At 45.6% G+C, this 14328-nt stretch carries 13 protein-coding genes and 1 pseudogene; 7 read left to right on the top strand and 7 right to left on the bottom strand.

The window, feature by feature from the left end; genetic code table 11:
• Positions 1 to 183: 183 nt before the first annotated feature.
• From kdpA to O9295_RS25105, 4 genes are all read right to left on the bottom strand, one after another.
• The gene (kdpA, locus tag O9295_RS25120) at positions 184 to 1929 is read right to left on the bottom strand and encodes a potassium-transporting ATPase subunit KdpA (RefSeq protein ID WP_288036012.1); all 1746 of its coding nucleotides are present in this window, start codon (positions 1927 to 1929) and stop codon (positions 184 to 186) included.
• A 447-nt stretch (positions 1930 to 2376) separates the two neighbouring features.
• The gene (locus O9295_RS25115; RefSeq protein ID WP_170915412.1) at positions 2377 to 2526 is read right to left on the bottom strand and encodes a hypothetical protein; all 150 of its coding nucleotides are present in this window, start codon (positions 2524 to 2526) and stop codon (positions 2377 to 2379) included.
• Between the two features lie 253 nt (positions 2527 to 2779).
• On the bottom strand, positions 2780 to 3130 hold the full coding sequence (locus O9295_RS25110) for a hypothetical protein (protein WP_147072306.1): 351 nt from the start codon (positions 3128 to 3130) through the stop codon (positions 2780 to 2782).
• Between the two features lie 93 nt (positions 3131 to 3223).
• Positions 3224 to 4282: a tocopherol cyclase family protein gene (locus tag O9295_RS25105; protein ID WP_288036010.1), complete on the bottom strand. Its 1059-nt coding sequence runs from the start codon at positions 4280 to 4282 to the stop codon at positions 3224 to 3226.
• Positions 4283 to 4284: 2 nt separating this feature from the next.
• Here O9295_RS25105 and O9295_RS25100 point away from each other — a divergent pair, with 2 nt between their 5' ends.
• Entirely contained in the window at positions 4285 to 5535 is a 1251-nt protein-coding gene (locus O9295_RS25100; protein ID WP_288036015.1) for an FGGY-family carbohydrate kinase, read from the top strand.
• 198 nt (positions 5536 to 5733) lie between these two features.
• Here the strand turns inward: O9295_RS25100 and O9295_RS25095 are convergent, their stop codons facing one another.
• Entirely contained in the window at positions 5734 to 6315 is a 582-nt protein-coding gene (locus O9295_RS25095) for a thioredoxin family protein (protein ID WP_288036008.1), read from the bottom strand.
• 205 nt (positions 6316 to 6520) lie between these two features.
• Between O9295_RS25095 and O9295_RS25090 the strand changes: the two are divergent.
• Positions 6521 to 6670, top strand: a pseudogene (locus O9295_RS25090) (ISAs1 family transposase); the annotation flags it as partial.
• 104 nt (positions 6671 to 6774) lie between these two features.
• Positions 6775 to 8277: a DUF3370 domain-containing protein gene (locus O9295_RS25085; protein WP_288036006.1), complete on the top strand. Its 1503-nt coding sequence runs from the start codon at positions 6775 to 6777 to the stop codon at positions 8275 to 8277.
• Positions 8278 to 8579: 302 nt separating this feature from the next.
• Here O9295_RS25085 and glmU read toward each other — a convergent pair whose 3' ends face one another.
• Complete coding sequence (gene glmU, locus O9295_RS25080) at positions 8580 to 9932, bottom strand: bifunctional UDP-N-acetylglucosamine diphosphorylase/glucosamine-1-phosphate N-acetyltransferase GlmU (protein ID WP_288036014.1); 1353 nt, start codon at positions 9930 to 9932, stop codon at positions 8580 to 8582.
• Positions 9933 to 10123: 191 nt separating this feature from the next.
• Between glmU and O9295_RS25075 the strand changes: the two genes are divergently transcribed.
• The 4 genes from O9295_RS25075 (at position 10124) to O9295_RS25060 (ending at position 14004) form a co-directional block, all read left to right on the top strand.
• The gene (locus O9295_RS25075; protein WP_002801704.1) at positions 10124 to 10291 is read left to right on the top strand and encodes a hypothetical protein; all 168 of its coding nucleotides are present in this window, start codon (positions 10124 to 10126) and stop codon (positions 10289 to 10291) included.
• A gap of 92 nt (positions 10292 to 10383) precedes the next feature.
• Positions 10384 to 11127: a DUF561 domain-containing protein gene (locus O9295_RS25070; protein ID WP_002796582.1), complete on the top strand. Its 744-nt coding sequence runs from the start codon at positions 10384 to 10386 to the stop codon at positions 11125 to 11127.
• A 405-nt stretch (positions 11128 to 11532) separates the two neighbouring features.
• The gene (locus O9295_RS25065) at positions 11533 to 12792 is read left to right on the top strand and encodes a dihydrolipoamide acetyltransferase family protein (protein ID WP_288036005.1); all 1260 of its coding nucleotides are present in this window, start codon (positions 11533 to 11535) and stop codon (positions 12790 to 12792) included.
• 264 nt (positions 12793 to 13056) lie between these two features.
• A complete protein-coding gene (locus tag O9295_RS25060) occupies positions 13057 to 14004 on the top strand; it encodes a PRC-barrel domain-containing protein (protein WP_287107799.1) in 948 nt (315 codons plus the stop codon).
• A gap of 149 nt (positions 14005 to 14153) precedes the next feature.
• On the opposite strand, the gene O9295_RS25055 is transcribed toward O9295_RS25060, so the two are convergent.
• Positions 14154 to 14328 (bottom strand): DUF29 family protein (locus tag O9295_RS25055; protein ID WP_288032658.1); only part of this gene is annotated, 175 nt, incomplete at its 5' end.

Genomic DNA, 14328 nt, shown 5'->3' with positions numbered 1-14328 from the left:
CTTTTGTCAATCAAAAAGTACTGGATCTGGGAGTGATCGGGGGGAAATTTAGGCACTTTTTCCCTGAAAATTAGGTAATTGGCCACCTCAAAACTGGTAAAACCCCACACCCCACACCCCACACCCCACACCCCACACCCTACCCCCCGGAAAAACTTTTTGCCGCAAACCCTGTCTAAACTCCTAGCCGATCATCCTGGTGATTTGAAAGGCTTCCGCGATCGGCCCGAGGGCTAATATCGGCAAGAAAGTCAGCGCACCGAGAATTAAAATCACCCCCGCCGTCACGCTGGTAAAGAGTCCGGTATCGGTGCGGAGGGTTCCGGTGGTGGCGGGAACTGGTTGTTTGCGGGACATCCCATCGGCTAACAAGAGCAGGGCGGCGATCGGGATATACCGTCCGGCGAGTAAACTGAAGGAGGCGCTCAGATTCCACCAGAGAGCGGTAATCGTCGGTTTGGCCCCAGCCGCGATCGCAAGCGGCGCGGGTTGGGAATCCTCTAGTCCCTCGAATCCCGACCCGTTATTGGCGGCGGCGGAAGCGTACTCGTAGATAACTTGAGATAATCCGTGAAAGCCGGGGTTACTGATGCCCTGAAAGTCGGGAAAGGCAAGGGCGATCGCTCCAGGGATGAGGATGGCGATCGGGTGAACCAGCAGAATTAAAAAACTCGCTAACACCACTTCCCGTTTCTCGATTTTGCGCCCCAGGAATTCGGGGGTTCGCCCCACCATTAGCCCGGTGACGAATACCGCCAGGATCAGATAGGCAAACAGGTAGGCGGTGCCGGTTCCCTGGCCGCCGAAAACGATTTGCAGGAACAGATTCGAGAGGGTGGCGAAGCCGCCGTTCGGCATCAAGGAATCGTGCATGGCGATCACCGCACCGCACATGGTGGCCGTGGTAGTTACCGCGTACAGGGCCGATTGCGCCCAACCGAAGCGTACTTCTTTCCCCTCGAAGTTAACCGCTCGATCGACCCCTAGCAGGGAGTTAACCGCCTGGTTGCCATTGTATTCCCCGATCGCTGTGATGATCGTCAAGCCGATGAAGATACCGAGGGGAATTAGATAGATTAACCGAGCTTGCTTGAGATTATCGGCGAAAACTCCGTAGGTATAGATCAGGGAGGTGGGAATCGAGAGAATCGCCACCAACTGCACCAGATTGACGAATCCGTTCGGGTTTTCAAAGGGGTGGGCCGAGTTGCTGGCAAAAAAGCCGCCGCCGTTTTCTCCCAATTCCTTAATAATCTCGAAGTGGGCCACTGGACCGCGGGCGATCGCCTGACTGAGGTTGGGGTTTTCTAGCGTCGGCAAGATCGCCGGGCCCGCGAGGGTTTCCGGGACTCCGGCGATGATCAGGGCAATTGCCCCCACGATCGAGATCGGTAAGAGGATACGGGTGATCGCTCGGATCAGATCCACATAGAAATTGCCCAACGGTCGCCCCGTCAGTCCCCGAATAAAGGCGATCCCCACCGCTAGACCGGTTCCGGCCGAGGTGAACATCTGGTAGCCAAGACCCCAGATCTGACTCCCGTAGCTGAGGGTGGTTTCTCCGGAATAATGCTGTTGGTTGGTGTTGGTGATAAAGGAAATCGTCGTATGTAGCGTGGTGTCCCAAGAAGGGGCGGGGATCCCCGTCGGGTTGAGGGGAAGGAATCCTTGGCCCGCAATCAGGGAAAAAACCAGAATTGCCATCACCGCATTACTGTAGAGAACGGCGCGGGCGTACTGCCAGCCGGTCATATTCTCTTTCCCTTTCACCCCGACGAAGCTGTAAAGAAGATTCTCGGCTCGATCGCACAGTGGGTCGAGTAGGGTTCTCCGTTCCATGAAAACCCTAGCCATATAGCGCCCGAAAAAGGGGGTGATCGCCACGATTATCAGGATCGTGAGCGCGATTTGAATCCATCCTTGCAACATGGTTCGATCAACTCCAAAAAAAGGCCAGTGGAGGCTCGATCAACGATCAACCGGGACCCTCACGGGTTCGCTGTCTCGAAACCGCTTGCTGAAAACCGAGTTTGTCTAATCATTAGCGATCGTTAACCAATGGATGTCGAGGGATTATTATCGCCTCTGCTGGAACGATTATAGCGATTTGTCGCACCTTGACAATCTATATTTTTTCCGTTCGTTGTCCTATCAGCTTTTACGCACTTATGCAGCAATACCGACAATCAGCAATTATCAGTGACTCTTAAGATGTTAGGTCACAAGTGGCTGAACAAACGGGAATAATTATGCAAACCCCATCGCAATTTGTAATCAGAGATTGCTGATTGACACTCCCGTCGCTAAAAGCCTATCCATTAGTCACATATTTCTTAACATAAAATTTGACAAAAAGAGAAAAGTGTGCAAGATGGCTCAAGGGGGTTCTATGGGGTAAATAATTTGATGAAATAGTTTCCAAGTCTCGCCGATGATATCATGTAAGGGAGCTTCTTTGATTCTTTCTACTGTACTTTTAGCTTGGGCGGCAATTAAATCTGAAGGTTGAAAGTGGGGCGAGGACAATTAACCATCTTTGCCATTACTTTTGACAAATAGTATTAATTATCATCAAAAAAAATATCGAGGGCGACTTCTGTAAAACTTAACTAAAAAAGCCTATTTCCTTGACTTTCAAATAATTTTTCAGCCAGACTCACCGACCGATTCTATTTCTGAGCAGAGATTTACAACATTTCTTATAGGAATAAATTATAAACTAATGGGTTATTATCCTCTGAATAATAGCTGCTAACTCCTGAAAAGGAAGAATCTGTACCTAGCCATTAAAATAACTGCTATCCCACCTTTCAGAATATGGTTCCGTGGGAATATTTTCTTCATCTTCCACTTCTGTCTGCGCTACATAATAAAATTTTAGTTCATGCAGTATATCGGTGATCGCTCTTTCTACAGCAATTTTTATTCTTAATCTTCGGGTGTGATAATCGTGATATTTTTCCCCCAAAGTTTTGAAACTGCGGGGCAGAATTTGGATAGCATTATTCATGACTCGATCGATTTTAATCTCCGAGAGATATTGGCGAAAGGAAGCAGGTAAATTCCTTAACTGTTCCCGCACTTCTGCTATCACTAATTGCTCAACAAAATTGAGAGAAGGTTGGTTCATGAAACGATTTTTTAGTGATCAAAAACTGATTTCATGTTAATACCGCTCGATAAATAATAGCGTGATATTATGCCGTCGCAATGGTGATTTCAATCACTGTTTGATCCAAGCTGATGGCCAAATACCGCCAATTTCGAGACCAGCTAGACAACTAGAGCTATTTATAATGTTTTTACCGCGACTATCAGCCAATTTTATCGATAATTTACCTTTGAGGGTATCTTGACAAGCAAAACAGAGACCTTTTTCTGTGGGTACACGCACGTGATCGGGAGGATGATCACTGATGCCGATTAAGACAATGGTATAATTCTCGTTGGTTGCCCTCATTTCCCAGTATCCCCAGGGTTGCACTGTCCAAGTTAGTTGAGAATTCCAGATATCAAACTTATAAAAGCGATTTTGGCAGTGAATACCGATAATTCCCACCGATTCCGTCCAGTGGAGAACTTTCCGGGTAGAACCCACTGCGGTTAAGGTTAAATCGGGATTTTCAGGGAAAGCATTACAATTAATCCAAAACCACTTTTCGGGGAAAGAATAACCCCAATTTTTCTCGCTATAAAAAGGTACATTCTCAAATTGGTAATTTTTTCCCCCATAGGTAATCATTCCTGTGGCTAAACCATGAGCAGTTAAAATCTGCCAACCCGGGTCAAAAATCGGTAAATAAGATAATATTCCTGCTGTTGCTTGGGGTAAACGCTTGTTATCTCCCCAACTGTACCTAGTTTCAATGCGATAATCCCATTGACAGATTTCTCCAGTGACGGGATCATAAATTCGTCCTTGCTGCTGGTTTGCCGTTGCTTGATAACCCTCTTGAACAGACTCAAAAAAATCTGACGGGGAAAGGAGACAGGGACGGATTTTTAAGTTAGTTTTTCCCCAATGGATAATGGCTAATTCCTGACGACTTGCCCAAAATTTATCCGTATCGGGAAAAGTGCGACAAAGATAATTAGATTCTATGGCTAAAATTTGTACCGCTCCGCCGCTATTGACTTGACCGCCGCTTGGGTCTTGAATAGAATACATAAAGGCGAATCCGTCGGCTAATTGCGGAATCATGACTCGGAAGTACCAACCTTCAAAGAATCGGGGAGTGATACCATCCCAATGGTAGCCAGAATGAGGGGGTTGTGAAGACATCTATGGGTTTATCTTTAGGTATTGATTTTGGCACATCGGGAGCGCGAGCGATTGCTATTGATTCTAGCAAAAATATCGTCGCTGAGGTTCATTATCCTTTCACTAATGCCAATTTTCAGGATTGGCAAAAGGCCCTATTTTATTTATTGGATAATCTAGGGGATTCGGTACGTTCAGAACTTAAATCGATCGCGATTAATGGTACTTCCTCGACGGTGTTATTATGTGATAATTGGGGTAATCCTCTTTCTCAGGCAATATTATACAATGACGGGCGAGGAATTGCCTTTTTAGAAGCCATTAAAGCTATAGCACCCCCTCACCATCCCGTGATTATTGCTACCTCCAGTTTAGCTAAATTACTTTGGTGGAGTGAACAAGAAATTTTTTCGCAAGCGCGTTATTTTCTCTCGCAAGCGGATTGGTTAGCATTTCTGCTGCACGGTAAACTGGGAATTAGTGATTATCACAATGCCTTAAAGTTAGGTTATGATCTCGAAAATCTCTGTTATCCCGATTGGTTAGAGAATTTACCGATGTTTAATTTATTACCGCAAATTTTTGCTCCGGGTACAGCGATCGATACTATTAAACCGGATTTAGTGACTCGTTTTGCTATCCCGAAAGATTGTTTAATTTATACGGGAACCACCGACAGCATAGCGGCATTTTTAGCCAGTGGTGCTAATTCTTTAGGGGATGCAGTGACATCTTTAGGTTCAACTTTAGTTTTAAAATTATTAAGTAGCCAGAAAGTTGATGATAGTAACTATGGCATCTATAGTCATCGTTTAGGAAATTTGTGGTTAACTGGTGGGGCATCTAATACGGGGGGAGCAGTGTTAAAGAAGTTTTTTTCTCATGAAGAATTGAGAAATTATAGTTTAGCAATAGATGGAGAAAAAGAAAGTAATTTAGATTATTATCCCCTACTAAAAGCGGGCGAGCGCTTTCCCATTAATGATCCTTTTTTACCCGCAAAACTGACTCCCCGCCCCGATAATCCTCGAGAATTTTTGCATGGTTTACTAGAAAGTATTGCCCGCATTGAAGCTTTAGGTTATCAGCGTTTACAGGAATTGGGGGCCAATAAATTAGAGCGAGTTTATAGTGCGGGTGGTGGCGCAAAAAATCCGACTTGGAGGATAATTCGTCAGCGTCATTTAGGAGTTCCTGTGCTTTTATCTAAACAGGAGCAAGCGGCCTATGGTACTGCCCTATTAGCACAGCAATCGGTTACGCTATTGAAATAGTCTCATAAGTAGGGCTTGCTGAAAAAGTTTGTTGGTGGGGTTAGGAGTCGGTCGTCGGTCGTCAGTATTCAGGAGATAGGGTGATAGGGTTTTGGGGCGATAGGGTGATGAGACAGCTTCCCCATTTCCCCATTTCCCCATTTCCCCATTTCCCCACTTCCCCACACCCCACACCCCACACCCCACACCCTACGTTAATTAACCGTAATAGGGTGGCTCATTACCCGGTTTCCATTTGATATTACAGCCTAAACTGGGTTTTTGGTCCGTCGGCACCGGTTGACCGGTTAAAACCTTGTCAATAGCGGCGCGGAGATCTTTGCCTGTCACCGGTATTCCATTACTAGGACGACTATCATCCAACTGACCGCGATAGACTAGGCTGCGCTGACTATCAAAGAGGAAAAAATCGGGAGTACAGGCTGCCGTGTAAGCTTTCGCCACTTCTTGGCTTTCGTCATAGCATAAATTGAATTTAAAGTCAAGGGTTATCGCCATTTTTTTCAAATTTTCGGGCGAATCATCAGGATATTTCTCCACGTCATTAGAACTAATTGCGAGGATGCCCAGATTGGTATTAGCATAATCGCGACCTAGACGGGTAAGTTCTTCTTGAATGTGTTTAACAAAGGGACAATGTTCACAGAGGAAGATGACTAACAGAGCGGTTTTAGCCGCAAAGCTGTCCAGAGAGATAGTTTCACCCGAAACCACATCGGGTAAGGCAAAACTGGGAGCTTTTGTCCCCAGATCTAACATTGTGGACTCGGTGCGTGCCATAAAGTTTCTACTCTTTTCTATAGGGAGGACTGAGATTTTTATAGCATTTCACGCTTCATCGCGCAAATTTAAGGCCTTAACCAGCATCAGTAAACAGTAAACAGTGAACTGATAAGCCATTGACCTATCTAAATTACTGGTTAGAGCTGCAGTAGTCATGGTTCGCAGTGTCCGCCAATTATGGAATAAAACTACTACATAAATTCGCTTCTTCATCAGTAGTTTAGCAGCGGATGCCCAAAAACAGGCCGAGGTGATTCGCAGACATTGGAGTATTGAAAATAGTCTCCATTGGGTACTCGATGTTACATTTAGTGAAGATGCCAGTGGGATTCGTCTGGGGTATGGAGCGGAAACACCTTTGTAACCCCTAAATCAGGTTTTATGTCAAGCTATTTTGAAAGCCTTGCTAGAAACCAGTTTTAGGGACAAGTATAATTACTCACTTGCATAAATGAGATGCTCCAGGCAAACTGGCAAACTGGCAAATGGCAAACTTACTGGAAAAATCAAATTATGGGAACTTTGCAAGCAAAAAACCACATCCTCAAACCTGTATTCATCATCATATCAGGATTAGCGATTACTCAAACTATCGGCTGTACAACTTTCAATAGCTATCATCCGAAAAATCAAGTAAACGCCCAAACACCTGCAAAACCAGCACCCCAAGAAATTATACAAACTGGAGAAGTGCGCCCTTTACCCGGTAGTTTAGATAAAATACCTGTTTTTAATAGCAACAGTCCAGAATGGATCAAAAATGAAGGTATTCTACTTTCTACTTTTACCCCTAATAACAAAAAAGTTCCAGCCGCACATTTAAACTTTCCCATTCAAGGCAGATTTGATTTATTTGCTCATCATTATACCCACAATCCCAAGGATTTACAAACCTTATATATAGGAGTAATTTTACATAATCCCAGTAAAAAACCTATCACTATTAACATTTTACAAGGTGCGAGTTATTTAATGACAGAAGCACCGTTTGTCACCTGGCAACCCTACATAGAAAATAACGATGGTAAAGCATTTTCTGGACCAGGTGCAAGAGCAGTAGCGGATGTTTTGCGGGGAGTACGTCAAAAAGAATTTCCAGCAAGAATAGTCATTGCTGCTGGGGGAAGTCAAATGTTATTAAACCATCCTATCCCAGTCAGAAATTTAGAAAAACCTGTCAATGGGAGATCCAGTTTTTTCCGATTAAATAGCAGTGGTAAAATTTATGCAGCGAGTTTAGCCATGTTTGCGAAAAAAAATGCTGATGGTAGCGAGCGCGCACCCACATTAAAAGAATGGCAAGACTTATTAAATAACGGTAACTTTGCAGGACCAAGAGATAAAACCCCCACACCCCCAGATGCAAAAGGAGGTCAATTAATTTACAGCAGAGTCGCAGGTATATCCGAAGGTGCAACATGGAAAGCAAACCTCACAGACAACACCAAAACCCAAACCCTGACTATTCCCGAACCAGGTAAAACTATTTCTTATCCCATAGCCACCTTACGGGGTGGAAGGTTAGGAACAGAACAAAGCCAAACCGCAAAAATGCTAGTGCGGTATCCTGATACTGCTTACGAAGCACATGGTAACTATGGGGTAGAATATCAACTCAACATACCTTTAACTAATAACACTAATAAAAATCAGACAGTTAGCATCACTTTAGAAACTCCCTTAAAAGAAGATAGACTATCTGAAAAAGGAATTAAATTTAGAAAACCATCATTAGACTTTCCCTTTTTCCGTGGTACAGTGCGTTTAAAATATAGCGATGATCAAGGTAAACAACAAACCCGTTATGTACATTTATGGCATAGAACAGGGCAGGTTTTAGATCCTTTATTAAAACTAGATTTAAAACCAGGAACTCAAAGAAAAGTACAATTAGATGTTATTTATCCACCTGATTCTACACCGCCGCAGGTGGTTACAATTAAGACTTTGGAAAATTAAAATAAATTGCAACAGACAAAAATCACTGACTGCCTTGTCTGTTACGGCGAACTGACAGGAGTTAATCTGAGAGGAAGCAAAAAAAAGGGCGTTGCTGAATCAAGGTATGAATGACAATCTTGCACCCATCCAAAAGTTAGTTTGGGTCTAGGTTTTAAAAATCCCACAAAAGAAGATTCATATCTCAAATCAGCAACGCCGGTTGAATGGTACTCAACCCCTCTTTCTTTCCCTCCCCGTTTATCTTGACTCTAATCTCGGAATTTAGGAACAGTTTTCTTAGCTTAAATCCCGGAATTAACCTACTGAAACTGATCTGCCCAATTTTCGATCACACGCTGACTTTCGCGAGCAATAACTAAAGCATTATCGGGGACATTTTTAGTGATAGTTGAACCAGCGGCCACGGTGACATTTTTTCCTAATTTTAAAGGAGCCACTAAAACACTATTTGCCCCAGTTTTTGTGCCACTGCCGATCAGAGTTTGGTGTTTTTTCACGCCATCGTAATTAGCAGTGATTGTTCCCGCACCAACGTTAACTTTTTCCCCTAAAGTGGCATCTCCCAGATAGGATAAATGGGCAATATTGGTTTTATTGCCGATGTCACTTTTTTTAATTTCAACAAAATTACCGACTCGACAATTAGCCCCAATTTTCGCTTCTCCGCGCAAATGAGCATAGGGACCGATACGACAACCAGAATCCACCTGACTATCAGAAATAACCGAAAATAAGACCGTTACATCGCTGCCTATGCGACTATTTTCGATTAAACTCCCCGGACCTATACGACAACCAGAAGCGATTATCGTCTCACCGCGCAGATGGGTTTGGGGTTCGATAATCACATCGGGACTGAGGGTGACAGTATCCTCAATGGTGACACTATCGGGGTCAATTATGGTGACTCCAGCGGCCATCCAATCATCTTTGACTCTAGTTTGTAGGATATCATAGGCGGCGGCCAATTGTTTGCGATCGTTAATGCCGCTAATTTCTAAAAAGTCCTCCACATCCACGGCCATGACGGGATCGAGAAAATTGACCACATCCGTGAGATAATACTCACCTTGATCGTTATTGGGGGTTAAATTAGGCAGTATAGCCGCTAATCTTGACCAATTAAAGCAGTATATGCCTCCATTAATCCGGTGGTTTTGTCGTTGGGCATCGGTACAGTCTCTTTCTTCCACAATCTGCTTAACGAGATTATTGCCATCACAAAAAACTCGACCGTAACCTTTCGGGTTAGGGAGGTTAGCAGTTAAGAGGGTGGCAGCGTTACCATGGTCTTGATGAATCTGGAGAAGATTTTGCAAGGTTTCGGGACGCAATAGGGGAACATCGCCATTTAAGACCAACAAATCCCCCTGAAAGTCCTCTAAATGGGGGATTAACTGCTGAATAGCATGGCCAGTGCCTAACTGTTCCTTTTGTTCAACAAATTCGATATCATCGAGATGCTGTAGAGTATTTCGCACCTGTTCCCCTTGATAACCGATAATCACCAGTTTTCGCCGAGGATGTAAGGATTCGCTGACATTAAGCACCCGTTCCACTAGCGAGCGACTGCCGAGGGGATGTAAAACTTTCGGAAGACTGGACTTCATTCGGGTTCCCTTACCCGCCGCTAAAATTGCTACCGCTACCATGGTCATGCTTGCCAATATCGTTCGCGACTGAGTATATCGCACTCCGATCCCCTTGGTTGCAAGAATTTTTCCCCTCTTTCATCCTGTGCCAGTTGAGAAACTACCATAAAAAGGTTTTCTTTAAGACATTGTTAAGGTACTATATACAAATTGAAACAATTGAACATAATTAGCACTCTATAGATACCGCTATGACAACTGTACTAACTAAGGAATCCTCCGCCATGAAACAGATTCGCACCACCTACCAAGCTGACCAACAGGTGAAATACCTGCATCTAGAAGCGGAAATCGAGGTACTGCTGCAACAACTGCAAAACCTCAAGCGCAAAAACCAAGAGAATCAAAACCTAAATTAAAGAAAATTTCCCTAAGAATTCTCAAATCCCACCCTCTTACTAGCGAGAAGGTGGGAAAATGTTTTTTGAGAATTCCAGATAGGTGTAGATTAATGATCAATTTTACCTTACAGCAAGCCTTCGCCCGTCGTCATGCCCTGAAAGTGATCAGTGGGTTAAATAATTTCGATCGCTCGCAGGTTCTCTCAGTAGTTAAAGCCGCTACAGCCGGAGGAGCAACTTTTGTCGATATTGCCGCTAATGCTGACCTAATTCGGGCGGTAAAAGCCTTGACAAATTTACCCGTGTGTGTATCGGCCGTCGAGCCAGAATTATTGGTGATGGCAGTGGACGCGGGAGCCGATTTAATTGAGATCGGTAATTTCGATAGTTTTTATGCTCAAGGACGCATTTTTGAGGCGGCGGAAGTTTTAGCCCTAACCCGTCAAACTCGCGACTTACTGCCCGAAATTACCCTGTCTGTGACAGTTCCCCATCTGCTGCCCCTCGATGAACAGGTGAGACTAGCGGAAGCTTTAGTTAGTCAGGGTGCTGACATTATTCAAACCGAAGGCGGCACTAGCAGTCAACCCCGTCACGCCGGTATTTTGGGACTGATTGAAAAAGCCGCCCCGACTTTAGCGGCAGCCCACGCTATTTCCCATGCGGTTAAAGTTCCCGTCCTCTGCGCTTCCGGTTTATCGATTGTCACCGCTCCTATGGCGATCGCTGCTGGAGCGGCCGGTATCGGTGTTGGTTCGGCGATCAATCAATTGGATAATGAAGTGGCTATGGTGGCAGCTGTGCGCGGTTTAGTCGAATCTCTGCAAGCACAACCAGTCTATATTGGCAACTAGAACAATTTTTGTCTAGATACGACGGAGAAGGGGCTGTTTTCCCTTCTCTTTTTCCCTCTGTAATCAGTTATCAGTATTCGGGAGTCAGGAGTCAGGAGGCAGGAGATAGGGTGATAGGGTTTTGGGGTGATAGGGTGATGAGACAGCTTCCCTATTTCCCTATTTCCCTATTTCCCCACTTCCCCACTTCCCCACTTCCCCACTTCCCCACACCCCACACCCCACACCCCACACCCCACACCCCACACCCCACACCCCACACCCCACACCCCACACCCCACACCCCACTTCCCCACTTCCCCATTTCCCCACTTCCCCACTTCCCCACTTCCCCACACCCCCAACCCCATCAACTGTGGTAAAATGCGCTATGGCTCAAAACATTAGAGATAGAAGCACTCCACCATGATTCGAGATATCTTCATGCCCGCGCTCAGTTCCACCATGACCGAAGGAAAAATAGTTTCTTGGGTGAAGTCCCCCGGGGAAAAAGTCAGCAAAGGGGAAACGGTGTTAGTGGTCGAATCCGACAAGGCCGACATGGACGTAGAATCGTTTTATGATGGTTATCTCGCTGTAATTTTAGTCGAAGCTGGCCAGGAAGCACCCGTGGGGGAAGCGATCGCCTATATCGCCGAAACTGAAGCGGAAATTGAACTGGCCAAAGCTCAGGGAAAAACCGCCGCATCCGCCCCTAGCAAGCCCGTAGAGACCCCAGAAATCGCTCCGCCTCCCGTTTCGATCCCTGTCGCCGCCGTTAAAGATAATGGCCGTTTAGTCGCCTCTCCCAGGGCCAAAAAACTGGCTAAAGAATTAAAGGTGGATCTGAAAACCCTAGTGGGTAGCGGTCCCCACGGACGAATTACCGCCGAAGACGTAGAAAAAGCGACAGGAAAAGTCAGCACCGCCCCCGCTCCCGTCATTACTCCCCCACAACCCGTCAGCGTGCCTGTGGCGGCTCCTAAAGCCCCGATTCCGGCCAGCGCCCCGGTCGGTCGGACTGTTCCCCTCACCACTCTGCAAAAAGCCGTTGCCCAGAATATGTCGGTTAGCCTACAGGTTCCCACCTTCCAAGTGGGCTACACTATCACCACTGACCCACTGGATCAACTCTATCAACAGCTAAAATCCAAGGGTGTCACCATGACGGCCCTGTTAGCAAAAGCGGTAGCCAACACCCTCGCTAAACATCCTATAGTTAATGCCAGCTATAGCGACGCAGGAATCCAATACCACGGGGCGATTAACGTGTCCGTAGCCGTAGCTATGCCTGGTGGTGGCTTAATTACGCCGGTTTTGCGCTCTGCTGACCAGATGGATATCTATTCCCTCTCCCGCAGTTGGAAAGATTTAGTCGATCGCGCCCGCAGTAAACAACTGCAACCGGAAGAATATAATAGCGGTACTTTTACCATTTCTAATCTGGGAATGTTCGGAGTCGATCGCTTTACCGCTATCTTACCCCCCAACCAAGGTGCGATCCTAGCCGTGGGTGCTTCCCGTCCCCAAATCGTCGTCAATAAAGATGGTTTATTCGGAGTGCAAAAACAGATGACGGTTAATCTCACCAGTGACCACCGAGTCATCTACGGGGCCGATGCAGCCTCCTTCCTGCAAGACTTAGCTAAACTGATCGAAACTGAGGTGCAGTCTTTAACTATGTAATCAGAATCTAGACAGCAGGAGCCAAGGGAGTTTCTCTCTAGCTCCTGCTTTGTTGTTACTAAAAAAATGTAAAGAATTAGCTAAAATGGGTTTAACCCTATCTATCACCCGAAACTATCGCCCAAACAAGGCCAAAAAAAGTGTTAATCTCAGGGAACTTTAAGATCTAAGCCAATATCGGTAAATTAACCCTCGATCTCGCCCTATATATTAAGCCTACAATAACTCGTATTCCCACGACCTAACGCCTACCCATAGGAAAAAATGATCACAGAGAATAGTCGCTTACGTTCAGAATTTTTAAATACACAGGTTATCACTCGCAATACAGGCAAAAAACTCGGCGTTGTTAAAGATATCCTTGTAGATATCGATCAACGAGAAGTAGTTGCCCTGGGACTCCGCGATAATATCCTCTCCTTGTCGGGAATGCCTCAATATATGTATTTATCGAGCATCAGTCAGACAGGAGACGTGGTTCTCGTTGAAGATGATAACGTCTTGGAATCCGTCGATATCGATGCTTATACTCCCTTAATCGGTAGTGAAGTGATCACGGAAACCGGCGAACCTTTAGGCAAAGTCCGCGATTATCAATTTGATCCCCTTAGTGGTCAATTACATTCCATTGTCATCGCTTCCCTGGGATTGCCTCTTATCCCCGAACAATTGATCAGTACCTACGAAATTGCCATTGAAGAAGTGGTTAGCAGCGGTCCGAATCGCTTAATTGTCTTTGAAGGGGCCGAAGAACGTCTCACGCAGGTTAGTGTGGGGGTTTTGGAACGTTTGGGTATTGGTCGTCCCCCCTGGGAAAGAGAAGAGGAAGAAGCTTATTATACTCCCGCTGCTCGTCCAGAAAATCAGTTAGGTACGGGTATTCCCCTCCGCACTCCCGTTGAGGCCGCTAAACCCGTTGAAGAACGCTGGAGTGAAGACGAATGGGAAAAAGAACCCCTGCGCGCCACTCCCCCACCGCAAAAACGGGCCGAAGCTCGTTATTATGAGGAAGAATACGAGGAAGAAGAAGATAACTGGGGAGAAGCGCGCTCAGAACGCACAGAAAGCTTTTCTCGTCCTCAGTACGACGATTACGAGGATAAGGCCGAGGATGATATGTGGGATGATGACGTGGAACCAGATTACAATCCCCCCCGCATCAATATCACCGAGAAGAAAAAAGAGAGAATCCCCGAATACGAAGACGGTTAATTCTTGATCATCCCCCTATCCATTAGTTACATCTTTCTTAACATAAAATTTGACAAAAAAAGAAAAGTGTGCTATGTGGCTCAAGGGGGTTCTCTGGGGGGACTGATTTGATCAGATAGTTTCCCAGTCTGGCTGATATTATTTAACCTTTAATCAAGGCTATCACTGGGCAACCAATCTTCTATCACCTGCGCGATAGTATAGGGACAAAACTCTGGAAAAATGCTAAGGATTAAACCCGTTTGTCTGGCGGCTTCTCGACGCGCTCTGGTGTATTCCTTATCCAAAATTTGCGCGGGATAACCGCGTAAACTGGGACTATCC

The organism is Microcystis sp. LE18-22.4A, from assembly GCF_027531105.1.
Lineage (GTDB): Bacteria > Cyanobacteriota > Cyanobacteriia > Cyanobacteriales > Microcystaceae > Microcystis > Microcystis aeruginosa.
This window is presented reverse-complemented; position numbering and strand designations above follow the sequence as displayed.

Excerpts from the sequence above, each read along its gene's own strand:
- kdpA (WP_288036012.1), bottom strand. The coding sequence starts at position 1,929 with ATGTTGCAAGGATGGATTCAAATCGCGCTCACGATCCTGATAATCGTG.
- O9295_RS25110 (WP_147072306.1), bottom strand. The coding sequence starts at position 3,130 with ATGAACCAACCTTCTCTCAATTTTGTTGAGCAATTAGTGATAGCAGAA.
- O9295_RS25105 (WP_288036010.1), bottom strand. The coding sequence starts at position 4,282 with ATGTCTTCACAACCCCCTCATTCTGGCTACCATTGGGATGGTATCACT.
- O9295_RS25100 (WP_288036015.1), top strand. The coding sequence starts at position 4,285 with ATGGGTTTATCTTTAGGTATTGATTTTGGCACATCGGGAGCGCGAGCG.
- O9295_RS25095 (WP_288036008.1), bottom strand. The coding sequence starts at position 6,315 with ATGGCACGCACCGAGTCCACAATGTTAGATCTGGGGACAAAAGCTCCC.
- O9295_RS25085 (WP_288036006.1), top strand. The coding sequence starts at position 6,775 with ATGCTCCAGGCAAACTGGCAAACTGGCAAATGGCAAACTTACTGGAAA.
- glmU (WP_288036014.1), bottom strand. The coding sequence starts at position 9,932 with ATGGTAGCGGTAGCAATTTTAGCGGCGGGTAAGGGAACCCGAATGAAG.
- O9295_RS25075 (WP_002801704.1), top strand. The coding sequence starts at position 10,124 with ATGACAACTGTACTAACTAAGGAATCCTCCGCCATGAAACAGATTCGC.
- O9295_RS25070 (WP_002796582.1), top strand. The coding sequence starts at position 10,384 with ATGATCAATTTTACCTTACAGCAAGCCTTCGCCCGTCGTCATGCCCTG.
- O9295_RS25065 (WP_288036005.1), top strand. The coding sequence starts at position 11,533 with ATGATTCGAGATATCTTCATGCCCGCGCTCAGTTCCACCATGACCGAA.
- O9295_RS25060 (WP_287107799.1), top strand. The coding sequence starts at position 13,057 with ATGATCACAGAGAATAGTCGCTTACGTTCAGAATTTTTAAATACACAG.